The organism is Micromonospora sp. NPDC000207 (assembly GCF_040300925.1).
Lineage (GTDB): Bacteria > Actinomycetota > Actinomycetes > Mycobacteriales > Micromonosporaceae > Micromonospora.
Genome location: NZ_JBEPEQ010000049.1, coordinates 1 through 22,474, shown reverse-complemented (window position 1 = coordinate 22,474; position 22,474 = coordinate 1). Strand labels below are relative to the sequence as shown.

General features: G+C 72.1%; 15 protein-coding genes. 9 read left to right on the top strand and 6 right to left on the bottom strand.

From position 1 onward, the window contains the following. Positions 1-2 precede the first annotated feature (2 nt). Together ABT336_RS14310 and ABT336_RS14305 are read left to right on the top strand one after the other, a co-directional pair. The gene (locus tag ABT336_RS14310) at positions 3-1,124 is read left to right on the top strand and encodes a serpin family protein (RefSeq protein WP_350897018.1); all 1,122 of its coding nucleotides are present in this window, start codon (positions 3-5) and stop codon (positions 1,122-1,124) included. Positions 1,125-1,335: 211 nt separating this feature from the next. After that, complete coding sequence (locus ABT336_RS14305; RefSeq protein ID WP_350897017.1) at positions 1,336-5,679, top strand: ExeM/NucH family extracellular endonuclease; 4,344 nt, start codon at positions 1,336-1,338, stop codon at positions 5,677-5,679. A gap of 127 nt (positions 5,680-5,806) precedes the next feature. On the opposite strand, the gene ABT336_RS14300 is transcribed toward ABT336_RS14305, so the two are convergent. The 3 genes from ABT336_RS14300 to ABT336_RS14290 are packed head-to-tail and all read right to left on the bottom strand — an operon-like array spanning position 5,807 to position 9,571. After that, positions 5,807-7,348, bottom strand: a complete 1,542-nt coding sequence (locus ABT336_RS14300; protein ID WP_350897016.1) for a prenyltransferase/squalene oxidase repeat-containing protein — start codon at positions 7,346-7,348, stop codon at positions 5,807-5,809. Next, positions 7,335-8,222, bottom strand: a complete 888-nt coding sequence (locus ABT336_RS14295; protein WP_350897015.1) for a terpene synthase family protein — start codon at positions 8,220-8,222, stop codon at positions 7,335-7,337. The genes ABT336_RS14300 and ABT336_RS14295 overlap by 14 nt, the downstream gene beginning before the upstream one ends. Next, positions 8,222-9,571: a cytochrome P450 gene (locus ABT336_RS14290; RefSeq protein WP_350897032.1), complete on the bottom strand. Its 1,350-nt coding sequence runs from the start codon at positions 9,569-9,571 to the stop codon at positions 8,222-8,224. The genes ABT336_RS14295 and ABT336_RS14290 overlap by 1 nt, the downstream gene beginning before the upstream one ends. Before the next feature lie 388 nt (positions 9,572-9,959). Here ABT336_RS14290 and ABT336_RS14285 point away from each other — a divergent pair, with 388 nt between their 5' ends. From ABT336_RS14285 to ABT336_RS14270, 4 genes are read left to right on the top strand one after another with little or no spacing between them, the layout of a single operon-like run. After that, positions 9,960-12,527 carry a sensor histidine kinase gene (locus ABT336_RS14285; RefSeq protein WP_350897014.1) on the top strand — a complete coding sequence of 856 codons (2,568 nt, stop codon included), beginning with the start codon at positions 9,960-9,962 and terminating at the stop codon, positions 12,525-12,527. Positions 12,528-12,539: 12 nt separating this feature from the next. Then, a complete protein-coding gene (locus tag ABT336_RS14280; protein WP_350897013.1) occupies positions 12,540-12,944 on the top strand; it encodes a roadblock/LC7 domain-containing protein in 405 nt (134 codons plus the stop codon). A gap of 11 nt (positions 12,945-12,955) precedes the next feature. Further along, complete coding sequence (locus ABT336_RS14275) at positions 12,956-13,327, top strand: DUF742 domain-containing protein (RefSeq protein WP_350897012.1); 372 nt, start codon at positions 12,956-12,958, stop codon at positions 13,325-13,327. Continuing rightward, positions 13,308-13,919, top strand: coding sequence for a GTP-binding protein (locus ABT336_RS14270; protein ID WP_350897011.1), 612 nt, complete (start codon positions 13,308-13,310; stop codon positions 13,917-13,919). Before ABT336_RS14275 ends, ABT336_RS14270 begins: the two co-directional genes overlap by 20 nt. A 45-nt stretch (positions 13,920-13,964) precedes the next feature. Here ABT336_RS14270 and ABT336_RS14265 read toward each other — a convergent pair whose 3' ends face one another. Continuing rightward, positions 13,965-15,344, bottom strand: coding sequence for a hypothetical protein (locus ABT336_RS14265; RefSeq protein WP_350897010.1), 1,380 nt, complete (start codon positions 15,342-15,344; stop codon positions 13,965-13,967). A 177-nt stretch (positions 15,345-15,521) separates the two neighbouring features. On the opposite strand from ABT336_RS14265, the gene ABT336_RS14260 reads away from it, so the two are divergent. Continuing rightward, positions 15,522-16,346, top strand: a complete 825-nt coding sequence (locus ABT336_RS14260; RefSeq protein WP_350897009.1) for a copper resistance protein CopC — start codon at positions 15,522-15,524, stop codon at positions 16,344-16,346. A 7-nt stretch (positions 16,347-16,353) separates the two neighbouring features. On the opposite strand, the gene ABT336_RS14255 is transcribed toward ABT336_RS14260, so the two are convergent. Then, the gene (locus ABT336_RS14255) at positions 16,354-18,801 is read right to left on the bottom strand and encodes a glycogen debranching N-terminal domain-containing protein (protein WP_350897008.1); all 2,448 of its coding nucleotides are present in this window, start codon (positions 18,799-18,801) and stop codon (positions 16,354-16,356) included. 150 nt (positions 18,802-18,951) lie between these two features. Here ABT336_RS14255 and ABT336_RS14250 point away from each other — a divergent pair, with 150 nt between their 5' ends. Next, a complete protein-coding gene (locus tag ABT336_RS14250; protein WP_350897007.1) occupies positions 18,952-19,752 on the top strand; it encodes an alpha/beta fold hydrolase in 801 nt (266 codons plus the stop codon). Positions 19,753-19,763: 11 nt separating this feature from the next. Here ABT336_RS14250 and ABT336_RS14245 read toward each other — a convergent pair whose 3' ends face one another. Further along, positions 19,764-20,273 carry a hypothetical protein gene (locus ABT336_RS14245; protein ID WP_350897006.1) on the bottom strand — a complete coding sequence of 170 codons (510 nt, stop codon included), beginning with the start codon at positions 20,271-20,273 and terminating at the stop codon, positions 19,764-19,766. 351 nt (positions 20,274-20,624) lie between these two features. On the opposite strand from ABT336_RS14245, the gene ABT336_RS14240 reads away from it, so the two are divergent. Then, entirely contained in the window at positions 20,625-22,286 is a 1,662-nt protein-coding gene (locus tag ABT336_RS14240; protein WP_350897005.1) for a purple acid phosphatase family protein, read from the top strand. The last annotated feature ends 188 nt before the right edge of the window (positions 22,287-22,474 follow it).

The following is a 22,474-nucleotide window of genomic DNA, read 5'->3' as shown; positions in this document are numbered from 1 at the left end:
ACGTGCGAGAGGGTACGGGCGTCGACGCCGCCAACCGCCTCACCGCCGGGTGGGCGCAGACCCTCGACGGTCGCCCGACGGTGCTCTCCGGGGCGGGCGCGTACCCACTGTCGGCGTTGCTGGCGGCGCACGCCGGTGGAGCGGCCCGCAGTGAGCTGGCCGCCGTCGCCCCGACCGGACTGTCCCTTGTCGACTCGCCGAGCATCCGGCTGGCTCTGGGCGTCTGGTCCGCCGCCGACCTGCCGCTGACAGACGGCTGGCTGACGGCCGTGCCGGAACCGCTGCGCCGACGGTTGACCGGTGACCCGACGACCGACCAGCGGGCCCTGGACGAGTGGGCCGCCGAGCGGACCGACGGGCTGATCCCCGCCGTGCCGATCCAGGTCGCACCGACCGACCTGCTGGTGCTGGTCAGCGCGTTGCTGGTGCGGACCGGTTGGGCCGAACCCTTCCGCCGCCGGCCCTTCAGACCGACTGCCGGCGCCTGGCGGGGGCGGGAGGTCGACGGCCTGCACCAGGTCACCGACGAGGTGGGTCGGCTGCGCGTGGCGGCCACCCCGGCGGGGCCGTTGAGCCTGCTGACGGTGCCCGGTGAGGCCGACGTCGACGTGGTGCTCGCCCTGGGCGAACCGGACCGGCAGGCCCGGGAGTTGGTGCCGGCGGCGGTCGCCGCCTGGGCCGGTGACGCGGGGCTGCCGGTGACCGCCGGTCCGGGGGTGGGGACCCGGACGGTCACCGCCACCGACGACCGCCCGCAGGTGCACGTCTGGACCGTGCCGTTCCAGGTCACCGCCGACCACGACCTGCTGGAGCACCCCGAGGTGTTCGGGCTGGCCTCCGCCGTCGGGACCCCCGGCGACCACTTCCCCGGGATCAGTACCCAGCCCCTGTACGTGTCGCAGGCCCGGCAGTCGGCCACCGCCGCCTTCGGCGAGGCCGGGTTCTGTGCCGCCGCCGTGACGGCGATGGCCGCCCGCGCCGGGGCGGCCCCCCGCGCGCTGGTGACGAAGGAGGTGACGACGGTCGAGGTGACGCCGCCGTTCTGCTTCCTCGCCGTGCACCGCGCCACAGGTCTGGTGCTCTTCGCCGGCTGGGTCACCGAGCCGGGACCGCAGCAGCCCTGACCGGCTCCCGGACGGGCACGTCGCCGCCCCTGTGGTGCCCGCGAACTGGCTGGGCCGGGACGCGTCGTCGGCCACCTGACCCGAACGGCACGTCCTTTCGCCGTCTCGGGTCTACTGCTCGGTAATCCGATCCGCATATCCTCCATCGGCCAGATCCCTCTCGGAGGACTCGGAGTTCATGGACTGGAACAGCGGTAGACGGACACGAACCGTGTTGGGCGTACTGGTCTCCAGTGGAGCGCTCATCGCAACGACCGGGATGCCCGCCCACGCCCAACCGGCGGCGGCGGCGCAGACCCCCACGATCAGCGAGATCCACTACGACAACGCAGGTACCGACGTCGGCGAGGCGGTCGAGGTGGAGGCCCCCGTCGGCTTCGACCTGACCGGTTGGCAGATCGTGCTCTACAACGGGGCGAACGGCGCGCCGTACCACACCCGGACCCTCACCCAGACGGTCCCGGCCGCCGGTGTGGTCGTCGCCGAGTACCCCACCGACGGGATCCAGAACGGGTCCCCCGACGGCCTCGCCCTGGTCGAACCGGGCGGGCGGGTGGCCGAGTTCCTCACCTACGAGGGGACCTTCACCGCCGTCGGCGGCCCCGCGAGCGGGCTGACCGGCACCGACATCGGGGTGCAGGAGACCGCCTCCACCCCCGTCGGCCACTCCCTCCAGAAGATCGACGGCACCTGGCGTCCCCCCGCGCCGAACACCTTCGGTGTCCGCAACGGCGGCGGGGGCGACCCCGATCCCGACCCCGACCCGGGCACCGGCTGCACGGTCGCCGTCGACCGGACCATCGCCCAGGTCCAGGGCACCGGGAACGCCACCCCGCTGGCCGGCACCCGGGTCACCGTCGAGGGCGTGGTCACCGCCGACCACCGCACCGGCGGGTACAACGGCGTCTACCTGCAGACCGCCGGCAGTGGCGGCGATCGGCCGGTGGCCGGCGGGACCGCCTCCGACGGTGTCTTCGTCTACCTGACCACAAACACCGCCAACCACCCGGCGGTCGCGGTCGGGGACCGGGTCCGGGTCACCGGTACCGCTACCGAGTTCAACGGGTTGACCCAGATCAGCATCGCCGGCCGGGCCGACGTGCAGGTCTGCCAGCGCGGGGTTCCGCTGCCCGAGCCGGTCCCGGTCACCCTGCCGCTTGACGACGCCGCCCGCGAATCGGTCGAGTCCATGCTGGTCACGCCGGTCGGCCGGTTCGCCGTCTCCGAGGTCTACAACGTCAACCGGTTCGGCGAGATCGCGCTCACCGCCGGGGAGCAGCCGGCCCGTACCCCGACCGACGTCGCCGCACCCGGCTCCGACGAGGCCAGGAAGGTCGCCGCCGACAACCGGGCGGCCCGGCTCCTACTCGACGACGGCCGGACCACCAACCTCTCCAACGCCGGGCTGGCCCCGCCGTACCTGTCCCGCGCGGAGCCGGTACGCGTCGGCGACCAGGTCGAGACCTTCGGCCCGACGGTCCTGTCGTACGGGTTCAGCGAGTGGCGGCTCCAGCCGACCACCCCTGTCGACGCGGACACCCCGGCCGCCGGTCGGACCACCTTCAAGTCCACCAACCCGCGCACCGCCGCCCCGGTGGACGTGGGCGGGGACGTCAAGGTGGCCAGCTTCAACGTGCTGAACTACTTCGTCCACTTCGGCGGGGATGCCCGGGGGGCCGACGACGAGGCGGCGCTGGCCAAGCAGGAGGCGAAGATCGTCTCGGCGATCAGCGCGCTCGACTCCGACGTGGTGGCGCTGGAGGAGATCGAGAACTCCGTCCGGTTCGACGCCGCCGACCCGCAGAAGGCGCTCAAGCGCCTCGTCGGGGCACTCAACCGGGCCGACGGCGCGGGCACGTGGGACTACGTCCGTACCCCGGCCGACCTGCCCGCCCCCGCGCAGCAGGACGTCATCACCACCGCGATCATCTTCAAGCCGGCGGCCGTCGCGCCGAAGGGTGCGTCCCGGTCGGTCGACGACGAGACCGTCTGGTTCAACGCCCGCGAGCCGATCGCCCAGACCTTCACCGCCGGGTCGGTCGACTTCACTGTGGTGGTCAACCACTTCAAGTCCAAGAGCGGCACCGGCACCGGGGACAACGCCGACGCCGGAGACGGGCAGGGCGCCTTCAACGGTGACCGGGTCCGCCAGGCCCGCGCCCTGACGGCCTTCGTCGACACCCTCGGTACCCCCGACGTGCTGCTGCTGGGCGACTTCAACGCCTACACGTACGAGGATCCGATGCGGGTCCTCTACGACGGGGACTACCGCAACCTCAACGACACCGGGAAGACCAGTTACGTCTTCGGTGGCGAGTCGGGGTCGCTCGACCACGTGGTGGCCTCCCCGTCGTTGGCGGCCCGGGTCACCGGTGTCGACGTCTGGCAGATCAACGCCGTCGAGTCGTACGCCTTCCAGTACGACGGCCACCCGGCGTTCTTCGCCCCGGACGCGTACCGGGCCAGCGACCACAACCCGCTGGTGGTCGGGATCAGGACCGGAACCGAGACCGCCCCGGTCGACGTGCAGTTGTTGAGCATCAACGACTTCCACGGTCGGTTGGAGTCCCCGGCCGCCTCGAACGGGCAGCCCGTCGGCGGGGCCGCGCAGATCGCCGGGCTCGTCGACCGGCTGCGGCAGCAGAACCCGAACACGGCGTTCGTCTCCGCCGGGGACAACATCGGTGCGTCGACGTTCGTCTCCGCGATCGACGACGACAACCCGACGATCGACGTGTTGAACAAGGCTGGGCTGACCGTCTCGGCGGTGGGCAACCACGAGTTCGACAAGGGTCTGGCGGACCTGACCGGCCGGGTCACCGAGCGGGCCGACTTCCCGCACCTCGGGGCGAACGTGTACCGGGGTGACGAGCGGGTGCTGCCCGCGTACACGGTCGACACCATCGGCGGGGTCCGGGTGGGCTTCGTCGGTGTGGTCACCGAGCAGACCGCCGCCCTGGTCAGTCCGGACGGCATCGCCGGTCTGACGTTCCGGGACCCGGTGGCCGAGGCGAACCGGGTCGCCGCCCAGCTCAAGGACGGCGATCCGGCCAACGGTGAGGCCGACGTGGTGGTCCTGCTGGCCCACGAGGGGGCGGCGACGCAGAACATCGGTTCCGCCGCGCAGTTGGCCGCCGACCCGGTCTTCGGCCGCTACACCCGGGCCGACGCGACAATCGACGTCATCTTCAGCGGGCACACCCACCAGCCGTACGCCTTCCAGGTCCCGGTACCGGGCTCGGACCGGCTGCGTCCGGTGGTGCAGGCCGAGGACTACGGCAAGCGGCTCGGCCGGGTCACGCTGACCTTCGACCCGGCCACCCGGACGGTGACCGGCACCGAGGCGACCCTCGTGGACGTGGTCGGCGCGCCGCAGGACCCGGCGGTGGCCGAGATCGTGGCCGCCGCCAAGACCCGGGCCGAGGAGCTGGGCCGGCGTCAGCTGGGCACCGTCACGGGGGACGTCACCCGGGCCTTCACCAACGGCAACGAGGACCGGGGCAAGGAGTCGGCGCTGGGTAACCTCATCGCCGACGTGCAGCTCGCCGGCACCCGGGACCCCGGTCGGGGTGGGGCGCAGATCGCCTTCATGAACCCCGGTGGCCTGCGTGCCGACCTCAGGTACGGCACCGACGGCACGATCACGTACGCCGACGCGTTCGCCGTGCAGCCGTTCGCCAACGACGTGGTCACCAAGTCCTACACCGGCGCGCAGATCAAGCAGGTGTTGGAGGAGCAGTGGCAGCCCGAGGGGGCGTCCCGGCCGGTGTTGTGGCTGGGGGTCTCCAAGGGGTTGACCTACGTCTACGACCCGCAGGCACCCCGGGGGTCCCGGATCGTGTCAGTCGCGTTGAACGGCACACCGTTGAGTCCGACGGGCACCTACCGGGTCACAGTGAACTCGTTCCTGGCCTCTGGTGGGGACAATTTCACCACCCTGGGACAGGGCACCGACCGGGTGACGACAGGCGACAACGACCTGACGATGCTCACCGCCTACCTGGCGGCGAACTCCCCGGTCACGCCGGACACCCAGCCCCGATCCACCGTCGGGCAGGGCGGTCCGACCTGCACGGAGACCATCACCGGTCGGCAGGACCTGCCGGTGACGGTCAAGCCGGGCGCGGTGGTCTGCCTGGTGGACGCCGTCGTACCGGGGCAGACCACTGTCCGTAGGGGTGGTTCCCTGGTGGTCACCGGCGGCACCCTGAACGGTCCGCTGGTGGCGAACACTGCGGCACTGCTCACCGTGACCGGCGCGACGATCAAGGGTCCACTGACGGTGTTCGAGGCGACCGGTCCGGTGACTGTTGTCGACACCGTGGTCAAGGGTCCGGTGTCGACCTCGCGCAACACGGCCGGGGTCCGGCTCGAATCCATCCGGGCGGACTCCCCGGTGAACCTGTTCGACAACGTCGGCGGTCAGGCTGTGGTGATCACGGACAGCCTGGTCAAGGGTGCCCTGCGGTGCCGGGGCAACGACCCGGCACCGGTGGACGAGGACCGGCCCAACACGGTCCGGGGTGCGCTGCGCGGCCAGTGCGAGCAGCTGTGACCCGCAGGTGATCCTCCGGGCCCCGGTCGTCACCGACCGGGGCCCGGAGCCGTCACGGGGTCCCGTCCGGCGCGGCGGCCGACCCGGTCGCGACCGCCGTCCGGTCGGCGGCGGGTGCGTCCGCCGCCTAGGCGGGGGCCGCCAGGTGGCGGGCGACGAGCACTGCCGCCCGGACGATCAGGTCCGGACGGTAGAGGTCCTTGTCGTGCCAGAGCGGCAGACCCTCCTCCCCGTCGTCCACCCCGACCAGGTACGCGTGGCCCCGGGCCACGGCGGCGGCGGTGTCCGGATCAGACGCCGCCGTGGAGAGCAGGTGCAGGGCGTACGCGGTCTCCTCGGCGGTGCCGTCGGACCGCCCCCACGAACCGTCGGCCCGTTGGGTGTCCACCACCCAGCGGGCCGCTCTCGTCACGGCCGGGGCCACCGCCGTGGGATGCCCGTAGGAGTGCAGGGCCAGCGCACAGCAGAGGGTCGCGTAGTAGGGCGAGGCGTGCCACCGGTCCCGCCAGGCCCCGTCGGTGTCCTGCCTGTCGAGCAACAGCCGTTGGAGCCGGTCGACGGCGTGGTGGTGCCGGTCGTGGCCGGCCCCGTCGGCGAGGTGCTGGCCCAGTGCGTCGAGGACGTGGGCGTTCGTGGTGACGGAGAGACCGTCCTCCCCCGGCCAGGTGCAGAAGCCCGCGCCGGTCTCGTAGGGCCAGAGGCAGTCCGGGTCGACGGCTACGCCCAGCCGCATCAGTGCGTAGAGGGTGACGGCTGTGGTGTCGGCGTCGGGGGGCAGCCCGGGGCTCGTCGCGACGCCGGTCGGCCCCAGGTCGGCGGTGAGGCTGCGGACCACCTCGGCCGGGACGGTGACCGGCAGGCCGGCCCGGGTGAGGGTGCTGAGCACCCAGGCCCGTTCGAAGACGGCGATCGGGGTGGTGCAGGGTGCGAGTCCACCGAGCGGGCGGACCGCTGCCTCCAGGTAGGACAGCGCGGCCGGGTGGGCGTCCGGGCGGTCCTGGGCGGCCAGCCAGGCGGCGGTCGCGGCCGGGGACGCGCCGACGGTCCCCGACGGCAGCGGGGTGAGCCCCGGCAGGTCGCGGAGCAGGTCCGCCACCACCTCGACGGCGTGGTGCAGTTTCGGGTGCAGCGGGGCACGGGCGGCCACCCGGTCCCGTACGGCGGCGAGGCGGGCACCGGTCATCCCCGGGGGCAACGGGAGCCGGGTCCGGGGCAGCCCCGGCGGGGGGTCGGCAAGATGCTCGTTGATCGCTCCCATCAGCGCCGGCACGATGAGGTCGATCGCCGGGGTGTCGGGCAGGGCGCGGACGTCGCCGAGCCGGTCCGCCAACCCGGTCACCGCCCGCGACGCCGCCCGGGTGACGGTGTCCAGGCCCGGGGCCGAGCCGGTACGCACCACAGTCAGCAGCGCCTCCGTGGCGCTGACAGTGGGCACCAGCCCGTAGGGGTCTTCCGTTCCCCAGCCACCGTCGGCCCGCTGGGTGCCCACCAGGTGCCGGACCCGGCGGTGGTGGCCGGTGAGCCAGGGTGCGAGGCTCACCAGCCGGGCGGTCTCGTAGGTCGAGGCGGAGACCTGACCGGCCGGATGTCGCACCATCCGGGCGACCAGGTCACGGACCTCGGAGTCGACGTCGACCCGGACGATCTCGGCGAGTTCACCGCTGTTCAACGTGACCCCAGAAGTCCGTCTGGCGGTAGAACCCGCTGGTGTAGCCGATCTCCCGGGCGAGGTAGACGGCCTGCCGGGGGCAGCGTCGGGAGAGCTCCGCCAGCAGCGCCCGGCAGTCGGTCATCCGCTCGGCGGTCAGCTTCCGTACGTCGTCGGTGTCCAGGCCGAGCGAGAGGATGTTCAGGTCACCACTGCGGGCGTCGCGCTCGTGGCTGGCCAGGTCGTTGACCAACCGGATGATCTCCTGGGCCTGCCGGCTGGCCCGGATCAGCTCGTCGAGGTGGGCGAGGGTGTCCGGGTCGCCGGTGGCGAGCCAGTGCGAGACGTTGACGAAGGTGGCTCCGAAGCCGTCGGAGTTGGCCAGGTAGTCCTCGACGGTGGGGCGTACCCCGTCGGCCTTCCAGTGCCACTCGCGGGCGTCGGCGGCGAGGACCCGGCGTACCTCCTCGCTCCACAGTGGGTGCCGGGCGGCGAAGGCGTCGACGGTGGCGAGGTCGTCGCGGATCCGGGCCAGGAAGAGTCCGAGCTGGTCACCGTCGTCGGGGGCGGCTCCCTCGGCGACGGCCGTGCACCGGGCGACCACGTCGGCGACCTCGGTGGCGGAGGTGGCCCGGTAGTCGATCTCCCAGTCCTCGGCGGTGATCCAGAGGGAGGTCCGGTTGGCGGTCCGCAGCTGCGCGGCGGTGCACCAGGGGGCGATGAACGCCGTGGACATCGCGACGGCACCGAGCATGCTGGGATCGACAGGCGGGTCGGGCAGGATCGCCGGGTACGCTGCGGCGACGTTCTGCAGGTCGCGCTGCCCCCGGGAGGCCAGGGCGCAGATCCGGGCGTGTTCGGCGGCGGAGTCGAGTTCGGTGGTGACGACTGACATCAGACGCGCTCCTGGTCTCGTTGGCGACGGGTGAACGTGAGCGACACCGGCTGCCGCGCCCGCAGCAGCCCGGCGACCTCGACGCCGGGCGGGGTGTCGTCGACGGCGGTGAACTGGAACCGGTGCAGGACGGTCGCCACGATCAGCGTGGCCTGGAGGTGGAACAGGTGCTCGCCCACGCAGCGGTGCATCCCCCCGCCGAAGGGGAAGTGGGCGTAGCGGTGCCGCCCCTGCGCCTCGGCCCGGCCGGGGGCGAACCGGTCCGGGTCGAACTCCCCGGCGGTCGGCCCCCAGAACTGCGGCATCCGTGCGGTGGCGTACGGCGAGAGCAGCACCGTCGCGCCCTTCGGGATGCGTACGCCGCCGAGGACGTCGTCGGTGGTCGCCCGCCGGGGCAAGATCCACCCGGGTGGGTAGAGGCGGAGCAGTTCGGTGAGCACCATCCCGGTGTAGGTCAACCGGGTCAGGTGCTCGGCGCGTACGGGACCGGCCCCGACGACCCGGTCGATCTCGTCGGTGAGCCGCGCGGTCACGTCGGGGCGGCCGGCCAGCACCGGCCAGAGCCAGGTCAGTGCCGTCTGGCTGGTCTCGGTGGCCACCGCCACCATGGAGACCAGGTCGTCGCGCATCCGCCGGTCGGGGAGCGCGTCGCCGTCGGCGGCCCGCGCCCGGACCAGCATGGACAGGACGTCGTCGCCGTCGGTGGGTTCGTGGACGGCTCGGCGCAGGACGGGCAGCAGGATGTCGTCGATGGTGCGGACCGAGGCGTGGAAGCGTCGGTCGCCGGGCATCGGCAGCCACCACGGTACGAAGGGTGCGACGACCCGGGGAATCATGGCGGTGAGGATGGTCGCCTGCGCCTCGGTGATCCGCAGCGCGTCGTCGAGCGAGAGCCGGTCGGCGAAGAACGTCCTGACGCTCACCCCGGCGACGATGCGGGTGAGTTCACCGGCCATGTCGACGGGCGTCGCGGTGGCCGCCGCCGCCTCGATCCCCTGGACCGCGTCGGCGACGGTGGCGACGAGGGAGGCGGCGATGCCGGTGATCCGCGCGGGGCGGAACAGCGGGGCCAGGACCTTCCGGCTGGTGGTCCACTCCTCGCCCTCGCCGAGGATGCCGTCGCCGACCACCCGGCGCACCGACCGCCAGAGCGCGGTGTCGCTGCCCCGCTGGTAGACGGTCGGCCGTTCGGCGAGGACCTGTTGGACGTGCGCGGGGTGGGTGACGAGGTACGGCCGGGACAGGCCGAGGCCGATCCGTACCACCTCCCCGTCGGAGGAGTTCGCCGCGTCGAGCAGCGCGGCGTGGACGTCACGCAGCATCCCGGGCACCGCCCGGCGGGCCGGGATCACCCGCGCACTGACTCCTGACTCACTGTCGGAGACCCCCACAGCACCCTTCTCCCATCACTTTGTGTAATCATGAGGCCCCCGTGCGTTGGTCGTCCCCGGCAAACTTAGCCATCCCCTCTCCGTACATCCATGGCTGCGACGCGTGATCGGCTTCACCTTTGCGCATTTCATCGCCGATGGGTCCACTCCTGAGTCGTCAGTGAGTCCTTCGAGGACGGCGGGCGACGCCCACCACGGGCCGACCGGGCACTTCGCGGGAGCGATCCGGGCAGTCTTGAGTGGAGAGTCGGCGAGCTGCTAGCGTCTCCCGGTCTGCCTCCTCCGAATAGCTCGACCGGCCTGAATGCGCCGGAGGGTTACCGATGTCCGCCCATGGGACGGTTTGATGCGGTATCGCAGCACCAATCTGCGTACGAAGGTCATTGCTCTTCTGTTGTCGCTCGTCGCGCTCTGGTCGTTCGCGGCCTGGGTGACCCTCCGCGACGGCGTCACACTCCTGGGCATCCGGGCAATGGACACCGAGGTGGCCGCGCCGAGCGAGGTCCTCGTACCCGCGTTGCAGGACGAGCGGCGACTCTCCGTCGCCTACCTCGCCGCCCCCAACGAGTCCCGGCGGGAGGCCCTCCAGGACGGCCGCCGCACTGTCGACGAGCTGGCCGCGGACTTCAGGCGCACCGCGACGGGCTGGACGGCGAGGCTGGCCGGCACCGACCAGACCCGCCAGCGCATCGACGCCGCCATCGCCGAACTGGACGCCCTCCCCGGGGTCCGCAGGTCGGTCGACGAGCGGGCGGCCGACCGCTCCGGCGTCCAGGAGGCCTACACCCGGGCCGTCGGCAGCCACTTCCTGATCTACGACGTGATCGGCAGCATCGGTGACCGGGTGCTCGAAGCGGACACCCGGCACCTGATCGAGATCTACCGGGTCCGGGAGCTGGTCGCACAGCAGGACACCCTGCTGGCCGGGGTGTTCGCCGCCGGTCGGGTGACCCCCGCCGAACTCGCCCGCTTCGGTGACCTGGTGGCCGCCCAGCGGTTCCTCGCCGACCGGACCCTCGACCAGATGCGGGCCGACGACCGGAGCCTGTTCCAGACGCTGCTCACCAGCACCGACCTCAGCCGTCTGGGCGAGCTCCAGGACCGGATCACCGCCGGTGACCGGGACGTCGCCCGCCCGGTGGTAGCCGCCCAGGACTGGGAGCCGGCAGCCGACCGGGCCCTGTCCGGTCTCCAGGAGTCCGTCCTGGACGGCGGTGACAAGATCGTCGACCGGGCCATCCCGGCCGCCGTGATGGTCGTCGTCCGGCTGATCCTCGCCGCCGGTCTGGGCCTCGTCGCCGTCATCGCGTCCATCGTGATCTCGGTGACCACCACCCGGGCCCTGATGACCGAGTTGCAGCGGCTCCGCGACACCGCACACAAGCTCGCCGACGAGCGTCTGCCCGCCGTCGTCCAGCGGCTGGGCCGGGGCGAGAAGGTGGACGTCGCCACCGAGGCGCCCCCGCTCGACGTCGGCGACGACGAGATCGGGCAGGTGGGGCAGGCGTTCAACAGGGTCCAGGAGACGGCGATCCGGACCGCCGTCGAGCAGGCCGAACTGCGCCGGGCCGTACGCGACGTGTTCCTCAGCCTCGCCCGGCGCACCCAGGGCCTGGTGCACCGGCAGGTGACCCTCCTGGACACCATGGAGCGGCAGGAGGAGTCGCCGGAGAAGCTGGAGGACCTGTTCCGCATCGACCACCTCGCCACCCGGATGCGGCGTAACGCGGAGAACCTGATCGTCCTCTCCGGGGCGGCTCCCGGCCGGGCCTGGCGACGCAACGTGCCGATGCTGGACGTGGCCCGCGCCGCCACCCAGGAGGTCGAGGACTACCCCCGGGTGCAGGTGTTGCCGCTGGGTTCGGTCGGCCTGGCCGGACGAGCGGTCAGCGACGTCATCCACCTCCTCGCCGAGCTTGTCGAGAACGCCCTGACCTTCTCTCCGCCGCACACCCAGGTCGAGGTCAAGGGACAGCTGGTGGCGAACGGGTTCGCCATCGAGATCGAGGACCGTGGGCTCGGGATGAGCGAGGAGGAGTACGCGGCGGCGAACGAGCAGATCGCCACCCCCCGCGACTTCACCCTCTCCAACGCCAACCAGCTCGGCCTGTTCGTGGTGAGCCAGTTGGCCGCCCGGCACGGGCTCGGCGTCCGGCTGAAGAACTCCCCGTACGGCGGCACCACCGCCGTGGTTCTGATCCCGATGGACCTGGTCACCGGGGCCGACGGGTTCCGCCGCGAACCGGCGTCGACGAAGGCACCGGCCCCGACCGGTGGCGGCCTGCCCGACCGGGCCCGGACCAGGGGCGGTGAGCCGGCCGGGTCGGTAGCGCTCGCCCAACGCGGCCCGTCCGCCGGTCCGCACCCGTCCGCCGACCCGTCCGCCGACCCGGCCCCGTCCGCCGACCGGGCCCCGTCCGCCGACCCGGCCCCGCCCTCGGGTCCGGCTCCGACGACCGACGTCCTGGCCACCCAGGAGCTGCCCACGATCACCCCCTCCGGTCCGGCCCGGCCGACCGACACCCCGTCCCCGGCGCAGCGGCCACCCGCGACGGCACCGGAGACCCCGCCGACGCCGACCGCCCCCCGGGTGGCGGAGGACGGCGCCCCGCTGCAGGCCACACCACCGAAGCGCCCCGCAGCGACACCCCCGGACGGCGGGCAGACCCCCGCCGGTCTCCCGGTCCGGGTCCGACAGTCCAGCATCGCCCCGCAGCTGCGTGACTCGCCGACCGTCGACGACGACACCGACGCCGACGCGCCTGTCACCTCCCCCGACCGGGTCCGACGGACCATGAGTTCGTACCAGCGGGGCACCCTGCGCGGGCGCGCCGACGCGGAACGTCTCCAGGACACCGAAGGCGACGACCGCCCCGACCCGGAGGATCCCCCCGCGCGCGGCACCGATCGGTAGAAAGAGGAACGAGTGGTACAGCAGCAGCAGTCCGCCGGTGACCTGGCCTGGTTGCTCGACGACCTGGTCGGCCGGGTCAAGCAGGCCGAGCAGGCCGTCGTGCTCTCCGTGGACGGCCTGCTCATGGCCGCCTCCACCGGGATGAGCCGGGACGACGCGGAGCACCTGGCCGCGGTCGCCTCCGGGATCCAGAGCCTCGCCAAGGGAGCCGGTCGCCGATTCGACGGCGGCCCGGTCCGCCAGACGGTGATCGAGATGGAGAGCCGGTTCCTGTTCGTCACGGCGGCGGGCAGCGGCGCGTGCCTGGCCGTCCTCGCCGGGGAGGACGCCGACGTCGGGCTCATCGCCTACGAGATGGCCATGGTGGTCGGACGAGCCGGTCGGTTCCTCGTCGCTCCGACCCGGCCGATCCGGTAGGACGCGCCGAGATGCCCGACGCGGAACCCCTGTGGGTCGACGACGACGCCGGACCGCTGGTCCGGCCGTACGCGATGACCGGTGGCCGAGCCCGTACCAGGAACGGCTTCAACGTCATCTCGCTGGTCCTCGCCACGGCACCGGCACCACAGTTGGAGGTCGGACTGACCCCCGAGCACCTGCACATCGTGGACCTCTGCCAACGGCCGCTGGCCCTGGCCGAGGTCTCCGCCCACCTTCACCTGCCCCTGGGCACCGTCCGGGTCCTCCTGGACGACCTGCTCGCCCGGGGGCTGGTCCGGGTCTCCGAGCCGAGGCCGCCCACCCTGCTTCCGGACAACCACGTATTCGAGGCACTCATCAATGGACTACGGAAACTCTGACGACTCCCCCACGGTGGTCCTCCCGACAGCCATCAAGATTCTCGTCGCGGGCGGTTTCGGTGTCGGCAAGACCACGCTGGTCAGCGCGGTCAGCGAGACCCAGCCGCTGCGCACCGAGGAGGTCCTGACCGAGACCGGCGTCGGGGTCGACGACCTCTCCGGCGTCGAGGAGAAGTCCACCACCACAGTGGCGATGGACTTCGGGCGGATCAGCTTCGGCGACGACCTGGTGCTCTACCTGTTCGGCACCCCGGGGCAGGACCGCTTCTGGTTCGTCTGGGACGAGTTGGCGTTGGGTGCCCTCGGCGCGGTGGTCCTCGCCGACACCCGTCGACTGGCCGACTCGTTCCCCTCCATCGACTACTTCGAGCGGCACGGCGTCCCGTTCATCGTGGCGGTGAACTGTTTCGAGGGTGCCCGCCGGTACGACCTCCCGGACGTGCGGCTCGCCCTGAACCTGGATCCGGAGGTCCCGGTGATGCTCTGCGACGCGCGGCTGCGCGAGTCCAGCAAGGAGGTGCTGATCGCGCTGCTGAACCACGTCCTGCGCAGTCGTGGCAGCCGGGTGGAGGCCGAGTCGGTGCCGGGCTGACCCGGACCGGCGGGCGACCCGGCACGGACCGGCGGGCGACCCGGGTCAGCCGGCGTGGAGCAGCAGCAGACCGGCGACGGTGTAGCCGACCATGAGCACCAGCATCGGTAGCTGGCCGGTGACCGCCCGGGCCCGGGGGGACAGGTACAGCGACCGGTCGTGGGCGAGCACTGTGCCCAGGAGGTGCCCGACCAGGATCAGGGTGATCTGGAGGGCGGCCACGGTGTCCGGGGTGACCAGGCCGGTGTGCGGTCGCCAGTCGGCGGTCCCGAGCCAGTTCGCGCCGGTGCCCAGCGGGTCGGAGAGCAACGCGATCGTCCGCTGACCCTCGACGACGAGCAACGAGTAGTAGTGGGCCAGCAGGTAGCCGACGGCGATCGGCACAATCGAGTGGGCCAGTTCCCCGCCGACCCGCCCGGGTGCGAGCTGGCCGTCCCTCCCGGGTGCGACTCGGCTGTCCCGTCCGTGGGTGGCCGCTGCCCGGACGGCAAGGTGGTAGGCGACAGCGACCAGGGCGAGGACCCCGGCCAGCCCGAGGCTGCCGGTGACCACCGCCGGGAGGCCGTTCTCCTGGGTGAACCGCTGCCAGGCCGGGGCGGCGGAGAGGCTGTCGTACATGGTCGAGCCGAGCAGGACGACGACCACTGTGACCAGTCCCGGCTCCGGCCGCAGGGTGGCCATCCCGTCGAGGGGGTTGCGCCACACCAGGACGCCGTCGTGGCGTCGGCCCACCGGGGCCAGCCGTCCGACGAGTCCACTGTGCACCTGGAACGGGTCGGCTCTGTCGAACCACGCGACGCCGTACCGCACCGCGCCCACCAGCATGACCAGGGCGTATCCGGCGAGCCAGGCGTTGATCACCGGGAGGGTGGCCCGACCGGGTGCGACGAGTTCCAGCCAGACGAAGGCGACCAGCCCGAACGCCGCCGGCCAGACCCCCAGGCCCGCCGGGAGGGGGCGCAGTCCCTGGTCGGGGTTGCGCCCGGCCGCCGCCGCGAGCACCAGGTACAGCGACCGCAGGGGGCTGACCGCCCGCCACACCGGCCCGAACAGCAGCGACAGGGGGACCAGGCCGATCCAGACGAGGACGTAGAGGACGCCCGCAGTGGGGTTGTCCTCGTCGTCGGGTCCGCCGAGCAGTGCCAGGCAGAGGTACGCCCCGGCGAGCAGGCCGAGTCCGCGCAGCGCCCACCGGAACGCCGGTGCGTCGACGAGCGCGGCGAGCCGACGCGGGACGGGCTGCCCGACGTGGCCGTCTCGGTCCAGCCTCGGGGATCGCCAGAGCACACCCAACGCGACGAAGGTGATCACGAGGGTGAGGACGGCGGCGACGACGAGCTGGGGCAGCGAGAGGGGCAGGTCCTCCCGGCCACCGACACCGTGGGCGAGCAGGCCCACGGGGGTGGCTCCGGTCCGGTCGGTCAACGGAGGACGGGACGGGGCGCGGGGCGGACGACGGGACGGGGCGCGGGACGGGGGGCGGGGCGGGGGGCGGGGTCACCCAGGGGCATTGACGCACTCCGTACGGTCGGGTCGCCTCCGATGTCAGGGCTGTGAACTCTACGTCTTGTCCCCGGCCAGGGGAATGGCCATCATGAGCAGATGCGAATCGGCCTCGGCTCGTTCCGACGGGTGGGAGCCCTGGTGGCGGCCCTGTCGGTAGTCCTGTCGACGACGCTGTTGCTGCCCGCCGCACCGGCTGCCGCCCACGGTCAACTGGCCGTCTCGGCCCCACTCGCCGACACAATGGTGGATCGGCCCCTGGAGCACGTGGCGCTCTACTTCACCGAGCAGCCACACGCGCAGGCTCACTTCACCCTCCGCGCTCCGGGTGGGGCCCGGGTGGACGGTGCCTGGGCCCACGGGGAGCCGAAGCGCCTGGACAAGCCGGTCCAGGAGTACTACCTCGTCGACGGCCGACTGGAGCCGACGTTCTACCACACCGGTTACCCCGCGCTGCTCACCGTCGCCCACTGGCCGGTGACCGGCAGGTACACCGCCACGTGGCTCTCCGTCGCCTCCGATGGTGACGAGGTGAAGGGCTCGTTGAGCTTCGACTACCGGGGGCCGACCGGCGGCCCGCCGGCGGGGTGGACCGCACCGACGAACGAGGCCGCCCCGGCCCTGCTCGCGCTCCTGGAGCAGGGGCACCGCAGCCGCCCCGGCGTGCCCGGTTCCGCCGCACCGGCGGGCACCGCCCCGCCCGCCTCGGCACCGGCCGCCGCCCCCGCCCAGGAGGAGGGGGGCGGGATCGGGGCCTGGGTGGTGCCCGGGATCGTGGTCGCCGTGGTGGTGGTGATCGTGTGGCTGGCCGCCCGGCGACGGGGTTCGACGACCGGGCCGCAGTCGCGCCCGGTGGCCCGCCGCCCGTCCACGCCGGGACGTGCCGGCCCCACCCGCCCGTCGAAGCGGCGCCCGCGCCGCTGACCCGGGTTCACGACGGGGGCGGGTGCTGGTCGCGCAGCCGACGCCCCCGGCCGAGTGCGTCGGCGTACCCCCAGCGGCCCCGGACGTCGAGCAACGCGATCTGGCCCATCTCCTCGGGTACCGCCGCGTCGACAGCCAGGTGGTCGTCGTACGGTTCCAGCCCCAGCAGGACCCTCAGCAGCAGCAACGTCGCCCCGGACGAGGGCGCGTACGGGCTGTCGGTGAACCGGTACGGCACCGGGACCCTGGTGCGTTCCCGGTCGTATCCGGCGAAGAACCCGGGTAGCCGCCCGCCGAAGTACCGGCCGGCCGCCAGCAACGCCGTGGACAGGCGGGCGGCCTCCTCCTTGAACCCGTACCGGCGTAGGCCCCAGGCGATGATGGAGTTGTCCCACGGCCACACCGCGCCGGTGTACTGGCCCAGCGGGCTGAACCGACCCTCGGTGGCGGCCAGGCTGCGCACCCCCCAACCGCTGAAGAGGGCCGGACCCAGCAGGTGCCCGACCAGACGCTCGGCGCGGGCGGGTTCGACGATCCCGCTGAACAGCAGGTGTCCGACGTTCGAGGCGAGCGCGTCGACAGGCGTCCCGTCGGTCTGCAACGCCAGGGCGTAGTACCCCCGGTCCGGGAGCCAGAAGTCACTGTTGAACCGTTCTCGCAGGTCGGCGGCCTCCCGTTCCAGCCGGTCGGCCAGGGCCGTGTCGTTCCAGAAGCGGCGGGCCAGCCGGGCAGCCCGGAGCTTGGCGTCGTAGGTGTACCCCTGCACCTCGCAGACCGCGTGCGGGTAGGGGGCCAGTCGGCCGTCGTGGAAACAGATCCCCTCGGCGGAGCTGCGCCAGGACTCGTTCACCGGTCCGGCCCGGGTGTCCCGCCGGTCGGACCAGACGTAGCCGGTGCCGACCGGGTCGGCGTCGGTGTCGAGCCAGTCGACTGCCGCGCGGGCCTCGACCTCGTACCGGCGGACCAGGTCGGCGTCGCCGGTCCAGCGTTCGTACTCGTCGAGCAGGATGACGAACCACGGGGTGGTGTCGACGGCACCGAAGTCCGCTGCCTCCGGGCTGTCGTCGAAGGCGGCCGACTCGCCGTACCGGCTCTCCTGGACGATCCGACCGGGCTGTTCGGCGCGGAACGGGTCGTGGCGGGCGCCCTGGGCCAATGCCATGATCCGCAGGGTGTTCACCGCCCGGTCGGGCAGGAAGGGCAGGGCCTGGAAGCTGCTGACCAGGCTCTCCCGTCCGAGCAGCGTCATCGACCAGGGCAGGCCGGTGGCGGGCAGCCGTTCGGCGAAGTTGAGGCCCTGGTAGTAGAGCGCGGCGAGGTCGCGCACGCTGCACTCGTACGCCTCGCTGAGCCCCTGGTGGTCAGCGCGGAGCCGGGGCGCGGACGCCACTATCGTGTCGATCTCCCGGCCCGCCTCGGCCCGGGCCCGGGTGGTGGAGCTGTACAGCCGTTCCCGCAGGTCGCGCTGGTGCAGGTCGCGTACGAGGGTCAGCACCCGCATCCGGGTGGACCAGGTGCCGTGCGAGTCGACGGTGACGGTGAAGGTGAAGCCCTGCTCGTCGATGTGGGCCGGTTGACTGCTGGAGATCACCGTCTCCCGGTGCAGGGTCTGCCGCCGGTAGTGCAGCCGCAGGGAGTCCTGGTCGACGGTGCTGGTGACGGTACGTTGCCGGTGGAACCCGTCGTGTACCTCCTTGATCTCGGCGAAGTCCGCCCCGACGTCGAGCCGTACGGTGTACCGGACCGGCTCGGGGGCGAAGTTGAACAGGGTGATCTCCTCTTCGAGGTTCTCCCGGAGCCACCGGTGCCGCAGGATCGACGTGGTGGTGTTGACGTAGTGCGCGGGACGCCCCGGCACCAGGGCGAACTTGGACTCGAAGGACCGGACGTCGTCGACGCTGAGGGAGGCGAGCGGCTGGTCGTCGACGCTCAGCCGCCAGGTCGACAGGAACCGGGTGTCGAAGAAGAACAGCCCGAGCGGAACTGTGGGACCGGCCTCGGCGTTGCCGTCCTGGCCACTGATCATGAACATGTTGCCGTAGAAGACGCTGCTCCACTCGTGCAGGCGGATCCCGTCGCGCTCCCGCCTGACCGGGACACCGACGTCCGGCTCGGGGTTGCCGCTGTCCGCCTGCTTCGGCAGCAGTCGACGGAAGAGCAGGTACAGCTTGAGGTCCCCCTCGATCGAGACGACCCCCCGGAACAGCAGGGCGACCGAGTTGCTGCGCCCGGCGAGGAGGCCTTCGAAGTCGGCGGTCTGCATCTCGACGACGCAGTCGGCGTCGCCGCCGGTGCGCTTCACCCGGGCCCGCCCGTCGCGGATCGTCACGAACCAGGTGGTGGTCGCGCTGTCGTCGACGAGGTCGAACCGGAGGACGCCGGTGGGGGTGACGGGCAGGATCTCGCCGGCCGTCTCCTGGAGGTGGGCGAAGAACCGGTCGATGCTGTCGCTCACTGTCGCCCCCCGAGGTGACGCACCCACACATCCATCCGCGATAGATCACAAAAGGGGTGAATACTCTCAAAAGGCATGGTACGCCATGACAGTCGGTGACCAGTCGGCTTCAGTAGAGCCAGCCCTACTGCTCTGAACTGGGAGGACGCCATGACGTCAGAAAGCCGAAGCGCCGCCGGGATCAGGTACTGGACCGCCGGCCGGGGCCGACGCGACACCTTCCTGCTGGTGCACGGATGGTGCTGCGACCACGAGTTCCTGGCCCCCGTCGCCCGGCACCTCGCCGACCGACGGTCCGCCCGGGTGATCTCGGTGGACATGCCGGGCCACGGCGAGAGCCCGCCCCCGCCCGACGGCTACGGCGTCGACCAGATGGCCGGACGACTGCGGGCCTTCGCCGCCGCTCTCGACCTGCGACGGGTCACCGCCGTCGGGCACAGCCTGGGGGGCGTCTGGTCGCTGGCCACCGCCGCCGGGGCGCGGGACCGGTTCACCGGGTTGGTGATGCTCGACTCCGCGGTGGCCGGTCCACCCGGTGCCGCCGAGGCCGTCAACGGGGTCGCCGAGTCCCTCCGCGACGACACCTCCGGCCAGGCCAGGGAGGCCATCGTCCGGTCGTACTTCCTCCCCCGGTCCGATCCCCGCCTGGTCCGCCGGGTCGTCACGGCGATGTCGAAGCCCAGCACCCAGGTCGCGTACGAGCCGATCGCCGGGTTGGCCGCGTACGTCACCGCCGACGGCGACGCCGCCGACCTGGCCCGCTGGGACCGCCCGTCGTGTTACGTCGGGTCCAACGCCCCCTTCGCCGACTACGCCCGGCTGGCGCAGCTCGCCCCGCAGGCCGACATCGGGCAGACGGTCGGCTCCGGGCACTTCGTCCAGCTGGAGGTCCCCGACCAGGTCAACGCGATGATCGACCGCTACCTCGAACTGACCGACGGAGACGACTGACCACCGACGCCTCAGCGCACCAGCGGCACCAGGGAACGGGTGATCCGCTCGCCGGGGCGGTACACCACACACATCACGTCCCGGTCCCCGTCCGCCCAGGTCTCCTCGGTGGGCAGCACCGGGTAGTAGTCCAGGCCGGACGCCTCCCGGGAGGTCCACCGCTGCGCGAAGTCCCGGCCGCACCCGGCCCGGGCGAACTCCACGAGCCCCGGCCGGTCCCACGGGCCGTCCGGGGCGTGCAGGAAGGCGTACGACTGGTTGTCCGCGCCCTCCTCGCACGACGCGTACAACACCACGACGTCGCCGAGCCGGGTCGAGTACGCGGGGTCGGTGAAGCACTCACCGCCCTCGATGGTAAGGATCCCGTTGGTCTGGGCGTCGACGAAGGTGTCGTCCTTCATCAGCACCGCCCGGGGTTCGGTCGCCGGGAGGACCGCCATCGTCGCGACGACGGCGGTCACCGCCCACCCCCGGTACCGGGGCGGGCGCCGGGTCGGCGGGCGGGCATCGTCACGTGTCATCGCGGGTCCGTTCCGTCCTGACCGACCCGGACCTTCCGTGCCGGCTGCTCCTTCAGGCACGGGCCTGCCGTACCGCCTGGTCACCGGCGCGGGACGTCGGGGCCGACCGGCGGCACGAGGCCTCAGGTGCCGGGCGCATCGTAGGCCCGACTCCGTGAACACAAGATCAACAGTCGGTGTCCGGTCGCGGACCAACCGGCCAGCCGCACATGACACCACAGCTATGGATCATGAGTTCATCTCCACGCAAGCTGGATGTCGCGTCGACTTCCACTGGGCCGTCGGTAATGCCACTGGCCTGCCCTTTCACCCCTGGTAGGCGAAACCCCTGTGCTGGAGGGCACTCTCATCGTGACTAGCCACAGTAGATCCTGGCTCACCGTCTCGCGGCGGGCGAAGATCGCCGGAATCGGCGCTACGGCGCTGCTCGTCGGCGGGTTCGCACTCGCACCGGCCGCGTTCGGCGACGCCGCCCCGGCCAAGTTCCCGGCGGCCGAGATCCACAAGCCGTCCCCGATGCCCGACCGTCTGATCCTGATCCCGACCACCACGCCGGACACCACGCAGAAGGTCACCTGGCGGGCCGAGGCCACCGCCGAGTGGGCGCAGGCGCAGATCCTCGAAGCCCCCCGGGCCCTCGGAGACGTCGCCCCGGCCGCCGGCGCGGTCCGGACCGTCCGGGCAAGCGCCACCAGCCCGGTCAACACCACCCTCGGGTACGCCTCGACCTACCACACCGTCGAGTTCACCGACCTGAAGCCGGGCACCCGCTACACGTACCGGGTCGGCGACGGCACCAACTGGAGCGAGTGGGTCGACTTCACCACCGCCGAGAGCAGCCTCGAACCGTTCTCGTTCATCTACTACGGCGACGCCCAGAACTACATCGACTCCGCAGTGCCCCGGGTGTTCCGGCAGGCCTTCGCCGACCGGCCCGAGGCCAAGGTCATCGTCAACGCCGGTGACCTGATCGACCACGCCAACAGCGAAGAGCAGTGGGGCCAGTGGTACAAGGCCAGCGGCTTCATCGACGGCCAGGTCAACAACATCTCCGTGCCGGGCAACCACGAGTACAGCGGTGGGCTGTCCACCTTCTGGCGGCCGCAGTTCCCGTACCCGGACAACGGCCCCGGTAACCCGGAGCTCAAGCAGACGGTCTACCACCTGGACTACCAGGGTGTGCGGTTCATCGGTCTGGACACCAACCACCAGAGCAACAGCACCCTGATGGCCTCGCAGACCGCGTGGCTGGAGGGGGTGCTCAAGGACAACCCCAACAAGTGGACGGTCGTCACCTTCCACCACCCCGTCTACTCCACCACCGGCAGCCGGAACAACCCCAACGTCCGGGGCCAGTGGGGTCCGCTGTTCGAGAAGTACGGCGTCGACCTCGTCCTGCAGGGCCACGACCACTCGTACGGCCGGGGCAACCTCGCCGTCAACCGCCAGTCGACCACCGTGCACAACGGTGTCGCCTACGTCGTCTCGGTCTCCGGCGGCAAGATGTACCAGCTCAACAACGGCCAGAACTGGACCGGCAACGGTGCCGAGGTGACCAGCACCAGCCAGAACACCCAGCTGTACCAGCTCATCGACGTCAAGGCCGACCAGATCCGGTTCGAGGCCCGCTACGCCAACGGTGAGCACCACGACGGCTTCCTGATCCGCAAGAACCAGGCCGGAGAGCGGACCGTCAACGAGCTGCGCACCCCCGAGAACACCGTGGGCGAGCAGGCCCGGACCAACAAGACCACGGTTCCGCTCGGCGGCCGGGTCCGGGTCGAGGCGTTCGGCTACGACCCGGGTGAGCGGGTCACCGTCTACCTGCGCAACACCAAGGCCGAGGAGGGCCGCAACGGCGTCTTCGTCGGCTACAAGAACGCCGACGAGTTGGGTCGGCTCACCTACAGCTTCGAACTGCCTCCGACCGCCAAGGCGAACTCCACCCACAACGTCCACCTGACCAGCGAGAACCAGCAGATCACCAGCCCGGTGGTCACGGTCACCAAGTGATCCGTGCCCGGGGTGGGCGGCCCGATCCGGGTCGCCCGCCCCGGGCCGGCACCGACAGGGAGAAGCACGTGAGGATCGGTACCCGCGTCCGGGCGGTCGACCCGCCGTCCGGCCCGGCCGTGGCCGGGTCCCGCCCCGGCGTCCGGACGATCGGCGCCGGCCTGGCCGCACTCGGCGCCGCCGTCGCG